Raw genomic sequence first — 16,273 nt, forward strand, 5'->3', positions numbered from 1 at the left:
ATTCGAAGCAAGGGCCGCCGCGCAGGGCGCGGGCCTTCAAGGGATTGAAAAATAGGAGAGTCGTCGATGAATCGCGAACTGTTGATGTTGGTTGAAGCCATTTCGCGCGAGAAGAACGTGGAGCGCGACGTGGTGTTCGGCGCCGTGGAACTGGCGCTGGCCCAGGCCACCAAGAAGCTCTACCCGGGCGAGGTGGACATCCGCGTGGCGATCGACCGCGACAGCGGCAACTACGAGACTTTCCGCCGCTGGCTCGTCGTGCCCGACGACGCCGGCCTGCAGAACCCGGACGCCGAGGAACTGTTGATGGATGCGCAGGAGCGCATCGCCGACATCGAGGTCGGCGAATACATCGAGGAAGGCATCGAGTCCGTGCCCATCGGCCGCATCGGCGCCATGGCCGCCAAGCAGGTCATCCTGCAGAAGATCCGCGACGCCGAGCGCGAGATGCTGCTGAACGACTTCATGTCGCGCGGCGAGAAGATCTTCACCGGCACCGTCAAGCGCATGGACAAGGGCGACATCATCGTCGAGTCCGGCCGTGTCGAAGGCCGCCTGCGCCGCAGTGAGATGATCCCCAAGGAAAACCTGCGCAACGGCGACCGCGTGCGGGCGATGATCATGGAGGTGGACCTCACGCTGCGCGGCGCGCCCATCATCCTCTCGCGCTCCGCGCCCGAGTTCATGATCGAGCTGTTCCGCAACGAGGTACCCGAGATCGAGCAGGGCCTGCTGGAGATCAAGAGCTGCGCCCGCGACCCCGGCAGCCGTGCCAAGATCGCCGTGCTGTCGCATGACAAGCGCGTCGATCCCATCGGCACCTGCGTCGGCGTGCGTGGCACGCGCGTCAATGCCGTGACCAACGAACTGGCCGGCGAGCGCGTGGACATCGTGCTGTGGTCCGAGGATCCGGCGCAGTTCGTGATCGGCGCGCTGGCGCCGGCCAACGTGTCCTCCATCGTGGTCGATGAGGAAAAGCATGCCATGGACGTGGTGGTGGACGAGGAGAACCTCGCGATCGCCATCGGCCGCGGCGGCCAGAACGTGCGCCTCGCTTCCGACCTGACGGGCTGGAAGATCAACATCATGGACGCGGCCGAGTCCGCCCAGAAGCAGGCCAACGAGACCGATGCGTCCCGCCGCCTGTTCATGGAAAAGCTCGACGTGGACGAGGAAATCGCCAACATCCTCATCGAGGAAGGCTTCGCCAGCCTCGAGGAAGTGGCCTACGTGCCGCTGCAGGAGATGCTCGAGATCGAGAGCTTCGACGAGGACACGGTGAACGAACTGCGCGCCCGCGCCAAGGACGCCCTCCTCACCATGGAGATCGCCCGCGAGGAAAGCGTGGAAGGTGTCTCGCAGAACCTGCGGGACCTGGACGGGATGACGTCCGAGCTCATCGGCAAGCTGGCCGAGGGCGGCGTCCACACCCGTGATGATCTGGCCGACCTGGCCATCGACGAACTGACCGCCCTGACCGGCCAGTCTGAGGAAGAAGCCAAGGCCTTGATCATGAAGGCGCGCGAACACTGGTTCGCGGGGCAAGAGTAAGGGTCAGGGGAGGTACGAACCGAATATGTCCAGTAACACTGTCGCCGAGTTCGCCAGCGAACTCAAGAAATCGCCGGAAACCCTGCTCGACCAGCTCAAGTCCGCTGGCGTGTCCAAGGCTACCCCGTCCGATGCCCTGACCGAATCGGACAAGCAGAAGCTGCTCGCTTTCCTGCAGGCCAGCCACGGCACCGCCACGGCCGACCGCAAGAAGATCACGCTGACCAAGAAGTCCACCAGCGAGATCAAGCAGGCCGATGCCACGGGCAAGGCACGCACCATCCAGGTGGAAGTGCGCAAGAAGCGCACCTTCATCAAGCGCGATGACGCGGCCGAAGGTGCCGCCGAGGGCCAGGGCACCCTGTCCGAGGACACCGTCGCGCCGTCCGCCGAGGACCAGGACCTCGCACGCCGCGAGGAAGAGGCCCGCCGCCAGGCCGACCTCATCAGCCGGCAGGAGGAAGAGCTGAGCGCAGCGCGCCGCGAGCGCGAGGAGCGTGAGCGCCGCGAGCGCGAAGCCGAAGAGCGTGCAGCCGCCTACGCCGCCCAGCAGGCCGAGAAGAAGGCGCAGGAGTCCGCCGTGCGCGAGGAAGCATCGCGCGAGGCCGCTGCCGAGGCTGCTGCCCGCAATGCCGCGCAGGCCGAGGCCCGCGCCAAGGCCGAAGCCGAATCCAAGGCCCGTGCGGCCGAGGAAACCGCGCGTGCCGCCGACCTGGACGAGCGCCGCCGCAAGGCCCTGGCCGAGGCCGAGGCGATCCGCGCCATGATGGCCGCGCCCAAGAAGGTGCTGGTCGCCAAGAAGCCCGAGGAGCCGAAGCCGGCTCCGAAGCCCGCGACCGCGGCCGACGCCAAGAAGGGCACGCTGCACAAGCCCGCGGCCACGCCGGGCGCGCGTCCCGCGGCCGGTGCGCCGGCCGGTGGCGGCAAGGAAGTGAAGTCCGCCAAGCTGTCTTCCAGCTGGGCTGGCGATCCTGCCAAGAAGAAGGAAATCAAGACCCGCGGCGACGCCAGCGGCGGCGTGGGCCGCAACAACTGGCGCAGCGGCCCGCGCGGCCGCCGCAACGACCGCGACGAGCATTCGCACCAGGCCTCCGCTCCCGCCGAGGCGCGCATCATCGAAGTGCACGTGCCAGAGACCATCACCGTGGCCGAGCTGGCGCACAAGATGTCGATCAAGGCGTCCGAGGTCATCAAGTCGCTGATGAAGATGGGCCAGATGGTCACCATCAACCAGCCGCTGGATCAGGACACGGCCATGATCGTGGTCGAGGAAATGGGCCACAAGGCCGTCGTGGCCGCGCTGGACGATCCGGAAGCATTCACCGACGAGGACGTGTCCGGCCAGCAGGCCGAGGCGCTGCCGCGCGCTCCCGTGGTCACCGTCATGGGCCACGTGGACCATGGCAAGACCTCGCTGCTGGACTACATCCGCCGCGCCAAGGTGGCGGCGGGCGAGGCCGGCGGCATCACGCAGCACATCGGTGCCTACCACGTCGAGACGCCGCGCGGCATCGTCACGTTCCTGGATACCCCCGGCCACGAGGCCTTCACGGCCATGCGTGCCCGCGGTGCCCAGGCGACCGACATCGTCATCCTGGTGGTGGCGGCCGACGACGGCGTCATGCCGCAGACGAAGGAAGCCATCAAGCACGCGAAGGCGGCGAAGGTGCCGATCGTCGTGGCCATCACCAAGGCCGACAAGCCCGATGCCAACCCCGACCGCGTCAAGCAGGAACTGGTGGCCCAGGAAGTCGTGCCCGAAGAGTACGGCGGCGAGTCGCCCTTCGTGCCCGTGTCCTCCAAGACCGGCATGGGCATCGACGACCTGCTCGAGCAGGTGCTGCTGCAGGCCGAAGTGCTGGAACTCAAGGCACCCGTCGAAGCCATGGCCAAGGGCCTGGTCATCGAAGCGCAGCTGGACAAGGGCCGCGGCCCCGTGGCCACGGTGCTGGTGCAGTCCGGCACGCTGAAGGTGGGCGACGTGGTGCTGGCAGGCCAGACCTCCGGCCGCGTGCGTGCCATGCTGGACGAGAACGGCAAGGCGACCAAGTCCGCGGGTCCCTCCATCCCGGTGGAGATCCAGGGCCTGTCCGACGTGCCCCAGGCCGGCGACGAGTTCATGGTGCTGTCCGACGAGCGCCGTGCCCGCGAGATCGCGACCTACCGCGCCGGCAAGTTCCGCAACACCAAGCTGGCCAAGCAGCAGGCTGCGAAGCTGGAGAACGTGTTCGCCGACATGACGGCGGGCGAGGTGAAGAACCTGCCCATCATCATCAAGGCCGACGTGCAGGGCTCCCAGGAAGCGCTGGCCGCCTCGCTGCTCAAGCTCTCGACCGACGAGATCCGCGTGCAGCTCGTGTATGCGGGCGTGGGCGGCATCAGCGAGTCCGACGTCAACCTGGCCATCGCCTCCAAGGCGATCGTGATCGGCTTCAACGTGCGTGCCGATGCTGGCGCGCGCAAGACGGCCGAAGCCAACGACGTGGACCTGCACTACTACAACATCATCTACGACGCGGTGGACGAGCTGAAGGCGGCCATGTCCGGCATGCTGGCGCCCGAGCAGCGCGAAGAGGAAATCGGTACCGCCGAGATCCGCACGGTGTTCGTGGCCTCGAAGATCGGCACGGTGGCCGGCTCCTACGTCACGTCGGGCCAGGTCACGCGCAACTGCCGCTTCCGCCTGCTGCGCGACAACGTGGTCATCTACACGGGCGAAGTCGAGTCGGTGCGCCGCCTCAAGGACGACGTCAAGGAAGTCAAGGAAGGCTTCGAGTGCGGTATCAAGCTCAAGAACTACAGCGACATCAAGGAAGGTGATCAGCTGGAGTTCTTCGAGATCAAGGAAATCGCAAGGACCTTGTGATGCACCCCCTGAGTCGCTTCGCGCCTTCCCCCTCCAGGGGGACGACGCCGGTGGCCTGGCAAAGCCAGTTCCACGGCGTCCGCTGGCATGGCCTGCTCCGCGGCCCTTCGAGGGTTGAGGGCAGGGTGCTGGCGAGGTGCGGTGATCCTGCGGAGTTCTGAGACCCTATGGCAGCCAAGAAATCCTCCACGCCCAACCGCGGCTTCAAGGTCGCGGACCAGATCCAGCGCGACCTGACCGAGCTGATCCGCGAGTTGAAGGACCCGCGCATCGGAATGTGCACGCTGCAGGCGGTGGAAGTGACGCCCGACTACGCGCACGCGAAGGTGTTCTTCAGCGTGCTCGTGGGCGACGCCGATGCGACGCAGGACGCGCTGAACCAGGCCGCGGGGTTCCTCCGCAACGGCCTCTTCAAGCGCCTGCACATCCACACCGTGCCGACGCTGCACTTCATGTTCGACCGCACCACCGAGCGCGCGTCGGACATGAACGCGCTGATCGCGCGCGCCGTGGCTTCCCGTTCCAAAGACGACGACGAAGCATGACCGCACGCGCTCCCCGCATCCGGGTGCAGCGGCGCCCGGTGCACGGAGTGCTGCTGCTCGACAAGCCCCTGGGCCTTTCCAGCAACGACGCGTTGCAGAAGGCCAAGTGGCTGCTGCGCGCTGAAAAAGCCGGCCATACGGGCACGCTCGATCCGCTCGCCAGCGGCGTGCTGCCGCTGTGCTTCGGCGCGGCCACCAAGTTCAGCCAGCTGCAGCTCGACGCGCCCAAGACTTACGAGGCCGTGGCCTTGCTCGGCGTGACCACCACCACAGGCGATGCGGAAGGCGATGTGGTGGATCACCGCGAGGTAGATGCCTCGCAGCTCACCCCTGCGCGCCTGGCCGAGGTGCAGCGGCAGTTCACCGGCCCCATCCGCCAGGTGCCGCCGATGCACAGCGCCCTCAAGAAGGACGGCAAGGCTCTCTACGAATACGCCCGCGCGGGCATCGCCGTCGAGCGCAAGGCGCGCGACGTGGTCATCCATGCGCTCAAGCTGTCGCTGGTCGAGGACCAGGGCGGCGCGCCCGCCGTGCGCATGGTCGTGACCTGCAGCAAGGGCACCTACATCCGTACGCTGGGCGAGGACGTCGGCGCCGCACTGGGTTGCGGCGCGCACCTCGTCTTCCTGCGCCGCATCGACACGGGCGGGCTGGGCGTGGAGCGCTGCGTCACGCTCGCCGCGCTCGAGGCGATGGACGAGGCCGCGCGGATGGCCTGTGTCCAGCCGGTGGAGACGCTGCTCGCAGGGCATGCGGCTGTCACGCTGGACCATGACAATACGGCGCGATTCCTCTCCGGCGTGCGCCGCCGCGGGCCCTGGCCCGATGCGCCCGCCGTGGCGGTGTTCGGCGACGAACCCCGTGCCCTGCTGGGCGTCGGCCGCGTGGCGGCCGGCGAACTCATCCCCGAGCGCCTCCTGAGCCCCCAGGAGATCGCACAGATTCTGGAAAGCACGCCGCGGGCAGAGCGCGGCACATTGGAACCCACTCTATGAGCAAACAAATCCGCAACATCGCCATCATCGCGCACGTTGACCATGGCAAGACCACCATGGTGGACCAGCTGCTGCGCCAGTCCGGAACCTTCGCCGACCACGAGAAGGTTGTCGATACCGTGATGGACAACAACGCGATCGAAAAGGAACGCGGCATCACCATCCTGGCCAAGAACTGCGCCGTGAGCTGGGAAGGCACGCACATCAACATCGTGGACACCCCGGGCCACGCGGACTTCGGCGGCGAAGTGGAGCGTGCCCTGTCGATGGTGGACAGCGTGGTGCTGCTGATCGACGCGCAGGAAGGCCCCATGCCCCAGACGCGCTTCGTGACGAAGAAGGCCCTGGCCCTCGGCCTGCGCCCCATCCTGGTGGTGAACAAGGTGGACAAGCCGGGCGCCAACCCCGACAAGGTCGTGAACGCCGCGTTCGACCTGTTCGACAAGCTGGGTGCTACCGACGAGCAGCTCGACTTCCCCGTGGTGTACGCCTCGGGCATCAACGGCTGGTCGTCGCTGGAAGAAGGCGCTCCGGGCGAGCAGTGGGGCCCCGACATGTCGGCCCTGTTCAACACCATCCTGAAGCACGTGCCCCCGAACTCGGGCGACCCGGCTGCCCCGCTGCAGCTGCAGATCTCGGCGCTCGACTTCTCCACCTTCGTGGGCCGCATCGGCGTGGGCCGCATCAGCCAGGGCACGCTCAAGCCCGGCCAGGACGTGCTGGTCATGGAAGGCCCCGACGGCAAGAGCGTCAAGGGCCGCGTGAACCAGGTGCTGACCTTCCAGGGCCTGGACCGCATGCAGACCCCGCTGGCCGGCCCCGGCGACATCGTGCTGATCAACGGCATCGAGGACATCGGCATCGGCGTGACCGTGACCGACCCGGCCAACCCCGCGCCGCTGCCCATGCTGAAGGTGGACGAGCCCACGCTGACCATGAACTTCTGCGTGAATACCTCGCCGCTGGCGGGCCGCGAAGGCAAGTTCGTGACGAGCCGCCAGCTCTGGGACCGCCTGCAGAAGGAACTGCAGCACAACGTGGCCCTGCGCGTGAAGGAAACCGACGAGGAAGGCATCTTCGAAGTGATGGGCCGGGGCGAACTGCACCTGACCATCCTGCTGGAGAACATGCGCCGCGAAGGCTACGAACTGGCCGTCTCCAAGCCGCGCGTGGTGTTCAAGGACATCGACGGCGTGAAGCACGAGCCGATCGAGCTGGTGACGGCCGACATCGAGGAAGGCCACCAGGGCGGCGTGATGCAGGCCCTCGGCGAGCGCAAGGGCGAGCTGGTCAACATGGAATCCGACGGCCGCGGCCGCGTGCGCCTGGAATACCGCATCCCGGCGCGGGGCCTGATCGGCTTCACCAACGAATTCCTGAACCTGACGCGCGGCTCGGGCCTGATCTCCAACATCTTCGACAGCTACGAGCCGCACAAGGGCGACATCGGCGGCCGCAAGAACGGCGTGCTGATCTCCATGGACGACGGTGAAATCTTCACCTACGCCCTGGGCAAGCTCGACGACCGCGGCCGCATGTTCGTGAAGGCGAACGATCCGGTGTACGAAGGCATGATCGTCGGCATCCACAGCCGCGACAACGACCTCGTCGTGAACGCCACGCGCACCAAGCAACTGACCAACTTCCGCGTCTCCGGCAAGGAAGACGCGATCAAGATCACGCCCCCGATCGACCTGACGCTGGAATACGGCGTGGAGTTCATCGAGGACGACGAGCTGGTCGAAATCACGCCCAAGAGCATCCGCCTGCGCAAGCGCCACCTGACGGAAAACGAGCGCAAGCGCGCTGCCCGCGGCATGTGACCGGGGCCCCGGCCGGGGCCTTGGCTTCCCGCATGGAACGACGCGCCCCGAGGGGCGCGTTTTCATTGCAGGATCCGTTGGGAGCCCTGTGCCGCCGCTGCACAGAGGGCAGGGCCTCAGGGGCTTGCGGGTGGCGATGCCGGGCCGGCCAACGCCGGATCGGTGTTGTCGTCGCGGCGCACGTCCACGCGGGCGATGCGCCGTCCCTGCAGGGCCACCACCTCGAAGCGCAGGCCGTGCAGCACCATGGCGCGGCCGGGCTCGGGCAGTTCCCCGAGAGTCTCCAGCAGCAGCCCGGCCAGCGTGCTGGCATCGTGCGCGCTGTGCGCGAGCCGCTCCACCCGCACCGTACGCGCGAGCGTGTGCAGGTCCACCAGTCCATCCGCCAGCCAGTGGTCCGGCCCCACGGGCTGCACCAGCAGGTCTTCCCCCGCATCGGGGAACTCGCCCGCGATGGCTTCCAGCACGTCCATCGGCGTGACGAGGCCGAGGATCGTGCCGTATTCATCGCTCACCAGCGCCAGGTGGTTGCGCGTGCGGCGCAGGTTCTCCATGAGGCGCAGGATGCTCACCGTTTCGGGCACGATCAGCGGCGGCTGCAGGCTGCGCTGGCGGTCGATGGTGCCGCGCTCGACGAGGTCGGCCATGAGGTCCTTGGCGCGGCCCACGCCGAGCACCGCGTCCAGTCCGCCCCGGTCGCAGACCGGGAACAGCCCGTGCGGCTGCGCCTGCAGCTGGCGGTAGAGCGACGGCTTGTCCTGGCTGATGTCGATCCAGTCCACATCCGCGCGCGGGGTCATGATGGAGAGCACGGAGCGCTCGGCCAGCGAGAGCACGCCCCGCACCATGCTGCGCTCCTCCTGGCGGAAGGCGCCCCTGAGCGCGGCTTCCGCGCTGGCGGCGGCAGAATTGCCTCCGGATACGCCCGCGTCCTGGCCGCCCAGCAGGCGCAGCACCGTGCGCGCCGTGCGCTCGCGCAGCGGCAGCCGCGCGGCATGGCGCGCGATATTGCGCAGCCGCCACTGGTTGAAGAACTCGATGAGGATGGAAAAGCCGATCGCGGCGTACAGGTAGCCCTTGGGCAGGTGGAAGCCCATGCCCTCGGACACCAGGCTGAGCCCGATCATGAGCAGGAAGCTCAGGCACAGCACCACCACGGTGGGATGGCGGTTGACGAAGGCGGTGAGCGCGCGCGACGCCACCATCATGACGCCCATCGCGATCACCACGGCGGCCATCATCACCGGCAGGTGCTGCACCATGCCCACGGCGGTGATGATCGAGTCGAGCGAGAACACCGCGTCCAGTGCCACGATCTGCACCAGCACGACCCCGAAAGCCGCGTGCTCGCGGCGCTCCGGCCCGGTCGCATCCACGCCTTCCAGGCGCTCGTGCAATTCGGTCGTGGCCTTCCACAGCAGGAAGATGCCGCCGGCCAGCAGGATGATGTCCCGCCACGACAGCGACAGCCAGCCCCATTCGAGGACCGGCGTGGTGAGGCGCACCAGGTGCGCGATGGCGGCCAGCAGGCACAACCGCAGCACCAGCGCGAGGGACAGTCCGACCAGCCGGGCGCGGTCACGCTGCTCCGGCGGCAGCTTGTCGGCCAGGATGGCGATGAAGACGAGGTTGTCGATGCCGAGGACGATTTCCAGCACCACCAGCGTCGCCAGGCCCGCCCAGGCCGAGGGGTCGCTCAGCCATTCCATGGCGGGTCTCCCTGCGGGCTGGTGCGCTGCGGCGCCTGGCCCGCAGCGAAGCGGCCCTCAGCGTGGGGCAGCATGCGGGGCGGCGTGGTGGAGGAGACAGGGGAGGGCCGCGGTGCCGCGGCGGGGTGGGGCATGCCGGAACATTCTAGGCAGCACTCCAGGCAGGTCCTGTAGGAGACCGGGCACACCGCGCGGCCTGCGGCACAATTTCCGGCACGTTCCAATACCGGATTCCAAGGAGACTATCGAATGGATGCAACGCAACGCGACGTGCTGGCCGAGGTGCGCGGACAGGTGGGCTTCATCACGCTGAACCGCCCGCGCGCGCTCAACGCCCTGTCGCTGGGCATGGTGCGCGAACTCATGGAAGCGCTGCTGCGCTGGCAGTCGGACCCGACCGTGCTCGCCGTGGCGATCCGCGGCACGAACAAGGAGGGTGCCTTCGGTGCGTTCTGCGCGGGCGGGGACATCCGCTTCCTGCACCAGGCCGGCAGCACCGGCAACCCGCAGCTGGAAGACTTCTTCACCGAGGAATACGCCCTCAACCACCTGATCCACACCTTCGGCAAGCCCTACATCGCCTTCATGGACGGCATCGTCATGGGCGGCGGCATGGGCATCAGCCAGGGCGGCAGCCTGCGCATCGTGACGGAGCGCACCAAGATGGCGATGCCCGAGACGGCCATCGGCCTGTTCCCGGACGTGGGCGGCGGCTACTTCCTGTCGCGCTGCCCCGGCCGCACCGGCGAATGGCTGGCGCTGACGGGTGACACCATCGGCGCGGGCGATGCGGTCGCGCTGGGCCTGGCCGATGGCTGCATGCCCGCAGAAGCCCAGCACGGCGTGTGGGACGGCCTGGCCACGCAGCGCTTTGACGATGGCGCCGCCATCGAACGCTGGGTGGCCACGCATTTCGTCGCGACCACGCCCGCTGCCACGGCCGACCGCGCGCGCATCGACGCGGCCTTCGGCCAGGAGAGCGTACCGGCCATTGTCGCGGCGCTGGAGGCCGACGGCAGCGACTGGGCCCGCACCACGGTGGCCACGCTGCGCAAGCGCTCGCCGCTGATGCTGCACGTGGTGCTGGAGCAGGTCCGGCGTGCCCGTGGGATGGACCTGGCCGCCGACCTGCGCATGGAGCGCGACATGGTGCGGCACTGTTTCTACCTGCGGCCCGGCCAGAGCGAGACGGTGGAGGGCATCCGCGCGCTCGCGGTGGACAAGGACCATGCGCCCCGCTGGAACCCGGCGCGCATCGAGGACGTCATGCCCGCGATGTGGCAGCCCTTCTTCGACAGCCCCTGGCCCGCGCATTCCCATCCGCTGGCCGCTCTGCGGTAGATCACAGCTGCGGATGGACGGCCGTCGCGATGGCCAGCAGTGCATCGCGCGGCAGCGGCCCGCTCAGCGCGTAGCCGAAACCATCCTCCACCCAGTAGAAGCTGGGTACGGGGCCATCGCCTTCGTAGCGGAACGCGGTTTCCGCCGGAGCCGCAGGCAGCGCGCCGAGGTACAGGGTGACGCGCTGCCCCGCGGCGTTCTGGTACATGAATTGTGCCCGCGCGCCGCTGGCGCCACCCGGACTGGCATCGCCCGGCAACAGGCGCCCGCCCACGAGTTCATAGCCCTGGGGCTGCAGGTCCGGAATGTGCAGCGGCCGGCCCAGGCGCCGGGAGAGCCATTGCACCAGATGTTCCTGTTGCGCCGCGCCCACCTCCACCGGGTGGCGCTGCTCGGGCTGGTACACCGCATGGGCCGCGGCGGCCTGCAGCGCGAAACGCTGGGTGGGGGGCAGGGTCGAGGGTGCCGGGCTTGCCAGCGTGGCGGATGCCGGATCGGCGGGCCGGACCGTGCCGTGCAGCGTCCACCCCAGCCCGAAGGCAAGCACCAGGGACGCTGCAAGACCCGCCATGCTCCAGGCCCGTGACGCCTGCAGGCGGCGGTTGCGGAAGTCCTGAGCCGCCTGGGCGAGCAGGGGCGGGACCGGTGCCTCTTCCCAGTGGGCATGCAGCCCGCGCAGCTGTTTGCGCTGGGCTTCCCAGGCCTGCACGCGTTCCCGGTTCGCAGGGTCGTCCTCCAACTGCCGGCGCAGAGCCTGTGCTTCCTCGTGCGGCAGCCGGCCGTCCACCAGCGCATGCAGGTGGTCGTCGTCCAGGCCGGTGGCCGGAGCGCCGGGTGGGGCGCCATGCGGAGTACCGCCGGGGTAAGGTGTGCGCGGGTCGATCATGGCCTGCGGTCCATCGTCATTTCAGCCGCCGCAGCCGCGGTGCTGCAGGCGGCGAGGGCGGCCGCCGTGCCACGGTCTCCGGCGCCGCGCCGGGCGTGCGGGCATGCGGCTCCATCAGTTCGCGCAGCCGCTGCCGGGCACGCGAGAGGCGCGACATCACCGTGCCCACCGGCACGTCCAGCACCTTCGCGGCGGCGGCGTAATCCATGTCTTCCAGCGTCACCAGCAGCAGCACCGCGCGCTGGTCGGCGGGCAGGCGCTGCAGGCAGCGGTCCAGGTCCAGCGCGTCGTCCGTGCGCGCGGGCGGCGCCTGCAGGTGGTCCTGCACCGATTCCAGGTCGAGCGGCGGCTGGGCCGGCACCGCCCGCAACTGGTTCAGGTACACGCGGTGCATGAGCGTGAACAGCCAGGCGCGCAGGTCGCTGCCCGGGCGCCACAGCAGCCATTTGCGGCAGGCGCGTTCGAGCGTGTCCTGCACCAGGTCGTCCGCCGCCCAGGCATTGCCCGTCAGCGCCCGCGCATAGCGCCGCAGGCCGGGCAGATGCGGAGCGATGTCGTCCATGCGGCGGTTACTTGGGGGGAGTCACGGCACGTCGACTACGTTCATGCCGTCGTATACGGGTTCGCCATCCCAGCGAGAGCAAGGCGCGCAGCCGCAGACAGTGCTGTAGCACGGCAAGGCGAAGCAACGCAGTTCTCGCTGGGATGGCGAATCCGTATCAGGGCTTGGCGGTGCGCCAGACCTGATTCACACCGTCGCCCGTGCGTTCGCCGGGCTGGGTGTCCTTCACCCAGTAGTAGAGCGGCTTGCCCTTGTAGGCCAGTTGCTTGGCGCCGTCGTCGCGCTCCACCACGCTGAATTCGCCCGTGGGCGTGTCGCTGCCGGCCAGCAGCGGCGGCCAGTTCTTCGCGCAGGGGCCGTTGCAGACCGATTTGCCGCCGCCGGCCGGGTCGCGGTCGAAGGTGTAGAGCGTCATGCCGTTCGGGCCCACGAGGGCGCCGTTCTTCTCGGCCACGCCGCCGGGCATGCGGGACGACGACATGGAGGCGCAGCCGGCAAGTGCCAGTGCCAGTGCCAGGGCGGAGGTCGCGAAGAGGGTGGAGAGTCGGGTCATCGGTGTGTGCTCCTGTAGGCGCGGGTGGCGGCGACATGCCGGCCCCACGCAGGATAGAACACCGGGCGCGATCGGTTTATTCCGCACCGTCCGAAAATTTTTTTGCGGCCGCCTCAGCGGTGGCGGCTCTTCATCGCGCGCTCCACCTCGCGCTTGCCCTCGCGTTCCTTGATGGTGTCGCGCTTGTCGTGCTCGGCCTTGCCCTTGGCGAGCGCGATCTCGCACTTGGCGCGGCCGTTGGTCCAATGCAGGTTCAGCGGCACCAGCGTATAGCCCTTCTGCTCGACTTTGCCGATCAGGCGCTTGATCTCGTCCTTGTGCAGCAGCAGCTTCTTGGTGCGGACCGCGTCCGGGCTCACGTGGGTGGAGGCCGTCTTCAGGGGATTGATCTGGCAGCCGATCAGGTAGAGCTCGCCTTCGCGGATCACCACGTAGCCGTCGGTGAGCTGCACCTTGCCCTCGCGCAGGGCCTTGACCTCCCAGCCGTGCAGCACCATGCCCGCCTCGTGGCGTTCCTCGAAGAAATAGTTGAAGGCCGCCTTCTTGTTGTCGGCGATGCGGGACAGGGTCTCGGGTTTCTTGGCCATGGGGAATCAGATGCGGCACATGGAGGCGTTTGAAAGCCCTCCCTACAATCGGACGATCGGCCGTGCGCTATCCGGGGATTCTAGTGCTCCGTTCCGCCGCGGCCCGCCATGCCCGTCCTTCCATGAAAAACGTCAACAAGTCCGTCCTGATCTGGTACAGCCCCGAAGAGATGTTCGCCCTCGTCACCGACGTGGCGAAGTACCCGGAATTCCTGCCCTGGTGCGACAGCGCGCGGGTGCTGGAACAGGACGAGCACGGCATGACCGCCGAGGTGGGCATCGCCTTCAGCGGCCTGCGCAAGTCCTTCGTCACGCGCAACCAGCACGAGCCCGGGCGGCGCGTGCAGATGCGGCTCGTGAAAGGGCCTTTCTCGCAGCTCGACGGCGACTGGCGCTTCCATCCCGTGGGCGATGGCAGCCAGCGCGCCTGCAAGGTGGAGCTGCAGCTCAACTACGGTTTCGACAATATCGCGCTGGCCGCGCTGGTGGGCCCGGTGTTCGACCGCATCGCGGGCAGCATGGTGGATGCGTTCATCCAGCGCGCGGAGCAGGTCTATGGCTGAGGCAGGCGTCGTGGCCGCCACCACGGGCCGCGTGGCGGTGACCGTCGCGTGGTCACCCGGGCCGCGTGAGGTGCGAGAAACAGTGCTGGAATTGCCTGCCGGCGCCACGGTGCGCGATGCGCTCGCGGCCTGCGGCGGCCCGGAGGATGGATCGGCCACCTGCGGCATCTGGGGCCGCCCCGTGGCGCTGGACCGTGTGCTGCAGGACGGCGACCGCGTGGAGTGGTACCGCCCGTTGCGGATCGATCCCAAGAAGGCGCGGCGCGAGCGCTTCGCGCGCCAGGGGGCCCGGGCCACGGGGCTGTTCGCCGCGCGGCGCCCGGGTGCCAAGGCCGGGTACTGAGAATCCTGAACGGGGGCTGGTGGGCGGGTTTTTGTGCAATCAAGAAAACCCTGGCATAAGAAGGTTCTGCCTTGTCATATCCGTGACCTACATCGTACAAGGCGAAGCAACTGAATCAGTCGGCATTTCCTCCTGTTTTGGGAAGCTGTCCCAAACCTACGGGGGTTCCATTTTTGTCGCGGATTTGCATGGCGAATCCTCTTCTCCATCTGTAGAGATCTGGTTTATCCACGGTGCGTGACATGGCGGGAACGCCTCGAATTTCTGAGGTTGCATCGAATGACACAGCCTGAAAGGTGGTGCTGCCGCTGCCAAAAACATAAAGAGTACATAATATGGTTCCGTTGTACTCTAAATATGGATTGGTTCTGCCTTCGGTGTAGTGGCAGCTTGCATTTCTGCCTTTGGCCTCGTTGCCTTCCACCCTGTCCAGGGTTACTCCATAATCCCAGTCATCAAACGCTCCAAAGCTCCACTCCCCCAGTAGTGCCTCTGGGTTCTTCTTTCCATAACCAAATTGAAATTTTTCGATTGCGAGCCAGTCTTCACCCGGAAACTTCACCCAGCCTGCCAAAGTCGAGTCGAAAGCCAATTCCACTTTTCCAGAATCAGCGGCTTCATGCCCAGTCAATGGCGGGCCGCCAAAATAACGCCCTCCCGCATAGCGTTTGAGTTGAGTGACGACGTTGGAGGTGCCGTATTTCATTTTTCCCACTGCAAGATGGAAGGTCGGGTCTCCATTGCTTTCGTAGTTGAATACTTGCATGACCAGCACGTCATTTTGCACATCGATGGCCATGCCCCGCCCTGGTGTTCCATTCAGCTCCTGGCTTATCACCCATGTTCCCGGCTCGGGGGTGTATACATCGATGCCATTCTCGTATATGACCCCTCTATAGTCGGTGATTCTGTCTTCGCCAATATTCGCCATCCTGTAGGACGTGAAGTTCGACTGGTTGAAGTTTGAATATTTGCTTCCGCGTAGTTTGTTGCGTCTGCCTGGTGCATCCTGCCGGGTTATGAAGCCCTCAAGACCATTCAATGATCTACGTATTTCAAAGACCGCCTTTTCAGGGGGCACGCTGTCGAAGGTGGCATCGCATCGTATCCATCCATCTGCCTCCATGGCGGAACAGGGGGCGGAGGATTGAAAAGTGGATTCATACGCGTGGCTGCCAATCACTTGCAGAGATTCCTTGTTCCCATTGTTGGGGTCTCTGTATATCTCAATTTTCCGCATGGGTTTGAGTGGGTACCTTTCATCAAACTCTGCAACTATCCAGCTTTCCCGGAAGTTCGGCTTGAGCAATGAACCTTGTGGCGCCTCGTCGAACTTGAGGCGGGACATGGCGACCTCGGGTTCCCCTGGAAATTGGATGAATCCTGTTGTAGAGCTTTCGAAGCGGATGCGAACATCGCCAGGAGATTGCTCCTCCCGCGCTGTTCGGTCGCCGCTGCCAAAGAATCGGCCACCCCTGTACTGCTTCAGTGGGGCCTGGAACTGCATTCCATCCAGCGGGCCGGACGCCAGATGAAAGGTAGGTTGCCCCGTGGCGGTGTAGTTGTAAACCTGCATTACCAGATGCTGGTTTTGTATGTCGATGGCCATCCCTCTCCCGGGTTTGCCATTCAACTCGGAATCTACGATCCAGGTACCGCTCTGGATGAAAACTGGTGTCGCTGAAGCGCCCATCGCGCTGGCGTAAAGAACAAGAATGCTGAAGAAAGCGTTTATAAGAAACTTCATGATGGGTGCTGGCGTGATGCAGCCGCGCATGCTCGGCCGGGGCTCGACAAATGTATCATCTTGTGAGGAAAATGTCGGCCGATTTTCGCGAGCAAATAACGATCCCAACCAGTTGTAGCTTGGCGCAGCCGATTTTTCAGCAGGTGGCTGCGCAATTCACCGTTGAAGGAACGGGCCGACGGAGTTGATCGGGGGAGGCGGT

At 66.5% G+C, this 16,273-nt stretch carries 14 protein-coding genes; 8 read left to right on the forward strand and 6 right to left on the reverse strand.

What is annotated here, in order from left to right:
- Positions 1-66: 66 nt before the first annotated feature.
- From nusA to typA, 5 genes are all read left to right on the forward strand, one after another.
- Positions 67-1,551, forward strand: coding sequence for a transcription termination factor NusA (nusA, locus tag ACAV_RS09185; RefSeq protein ID WP_013594288.1), 1,485 nt, complete (start codon positions 67-69; stop codon positions 1,549-1,551).
- Positions 1,552-1,576: 25 nt separating this feature from the next.
- A complete protein-coding gene (gene infB / locus ACAV_RS09190; protein ID WP_013594289.1) occupies positions 1,577-4,417 on the forward strand; it encodes a translation initiation factor IF-2 in 2,841 nt (946 codons plus the stop codon).
- 167 nt (positions 4,418-4,584) lie between these two features.
- Entirely contained in the window at positions 4,585-4,962 is a 378-nt protein-coding gene (gene rbfA / locus ACAV_RS09195) for a 30S ribosome-binding factor RbfA (RefSeq protein ID WP_013594290.1), read from the forward strand.
- Positions 4,959-5,957, forward strand: coding sequence for a tRNA pseudouridine(55) synthase TruB (truB, locus tag ACAV_RS09200; RefSeq protein WP_013594291.1), 999 nt, complete (start codon positions 4,959-4,961; stop codon positions 5,955-5,957). Before rbfA ends, truB begins: the two co-directional genes overlap by 4 nt.
- On the forward strand, positions 5,954-7,780 hold the full coding sequence (typA, locus tag ACAV_RS09205; RefSeq protein ID WP_013594292.1) for a translational GTPase TypA: 1,827 nt from the start codon (positions 5,954-5,956) through the stop codon (positions 7,778-7,780). Before truB ends, typA begins: the two co-directional genes overlap by 4 nt.
- Positions 7,781-7,896: 116 nt before the next feature.
- Here the strand turns inward: typA and ACAV_RS09210 are convergent, their stop codons facing one another.
- A complete protein-coding gene (locus ACAV_RS09210) occupies positions 7,897-9,489 on the reverse strand; it encodes a TerC family protein (RefSeq protein WP_013594293.1) in 1,593 nt (530 codons plus the stop codon).
- 249 nt (positions 9,490-9,738) lie between these two features.
- Here ACAV_RS09210 and ACAV_RS09215 point away from each other — a divergent pair, with 249 nt between their 5' ends.
- A complete protein-coding gene (locus tag ACAV_RS09215; protein ID WP_013594294.1) occupies positions 9,739-10,830 on the forward strand; it encodes an enoyl-CoA hydratase/isomerase family protein in 1,092 nt (363 codons plus the stop codon).
- Position 10,831: 1 nt separating this feature from the next.
- Here ACAV_RS09215 and ACAV_RS09220 read toward each other — a convergent pair whose 3' ends face one another.
- The 4 genes from ACAV_RS09220 to smpB form a co-directional block, all read right to left on the reverse strand.
- Positions 10,832-11,716: an anti-sigma factor family protein gene (locus ACAV_RS09220; protein WP_013594295.1), complete on the reverse strand. Its 885-nt coding sequence runs from the start codon at positions 11,714-11,716 to the stop codon at positions 10,832-10,834.
- A 16-nt stretch (positions 11,717-11,732) separates the two neighbouring features.
- Positions 11,733-12,278, reverse strand: a complete 546-nt coding sequence (locus tag ACAV_RS09225) for an RNA polymerase sigma factor (RefSeq protein ID WP_013594296.1) — start codon at positions 12,276-12,278, stop codon at positions 11,733-11,735.
- Between the two features lie 157 nt (positions 12,279-12,435).
- Complete coding sequence (locus ACAV_RS09230; protein WP_013594297.1) at positions 12,436-12,831, reverse strand: COG4315 family predicted lipoprotein; 396 nt, start codon at positions 12,829-12,831, stop codon at positions 12,436-12,438.
- 113 nt (positions 12,832-12,944) lie between these two features.
- The gene (smpB, locus tag ACAV_RS09235) at positions 12,945-13,418 is read right to left on the reverse strand and encodes an SsrA-binding protein SmpB (protein WP_013594298.1); all 474 of its coding nucleotides are present in this window, start codon (positions 13,416-13,418) and stop codon (positions 12,945-12,947) included.
- 122 nt (positions 13,419-13,540) lie between these two features.
- Here smpB and ACAV_RS09240 point away from each other — a divergent pair, with 122 nt between their 5' ends.
- Complete coding sequence (locus ACAV_RS09240) at positions 13,541-13,981, forward strand: type II toxin-antitoxin system RatA family toxin (protein ID WP_026431883.1); 441 nt, start codon at positions 13,541-13,543, stop codon at positions 13,979-13,981.
- Positions 13,974-14,324 carry an RnfH family protein gene (locus ACAV_RS09245; protein ID WP_013594300.1) on the forward strand — a complete coding sequence of 117 codons (351 nt, stop codon included), beginning with the start codon at positions 13,974-13,976 and terminating at the stop codon, positions 14,322-14,324. The genes ACAV_RS09240 and ACAV_RS09245 overlap by 8 nt, the downstream gene beginning before the upstream one ends.
- Before the next feature lie 115 nt (positions 14,325-14,439).
- Here ACAV_RS09245 and ACAV_RS24050 read toward each other — a convergent pair whose 3' ends face one another.
- On the reverse strand, positions 14,440-16,071 hold the full coding sequence (locus ACAV_RS24050; protein ID WP_157768740.1) for a hypothetical protein: 1,632 nt from the start codon (positions 16,069-16,071) through the stop codon (positions 14,440-14,442).
- Positions 16,072-16,273: the final 202 nt, after the last annotated feature.

This window comes from Paracidovorax avenae ATCC 19860, from assembly GCF_000176855.2.
GTDB classification, from domain to species: Bacteria; Pseudomonadota; Gammaproteobacteria; order Burkholderiales; family Burkholderiaceae_C; genus Paracidovorax; species Paracidovorax avenae.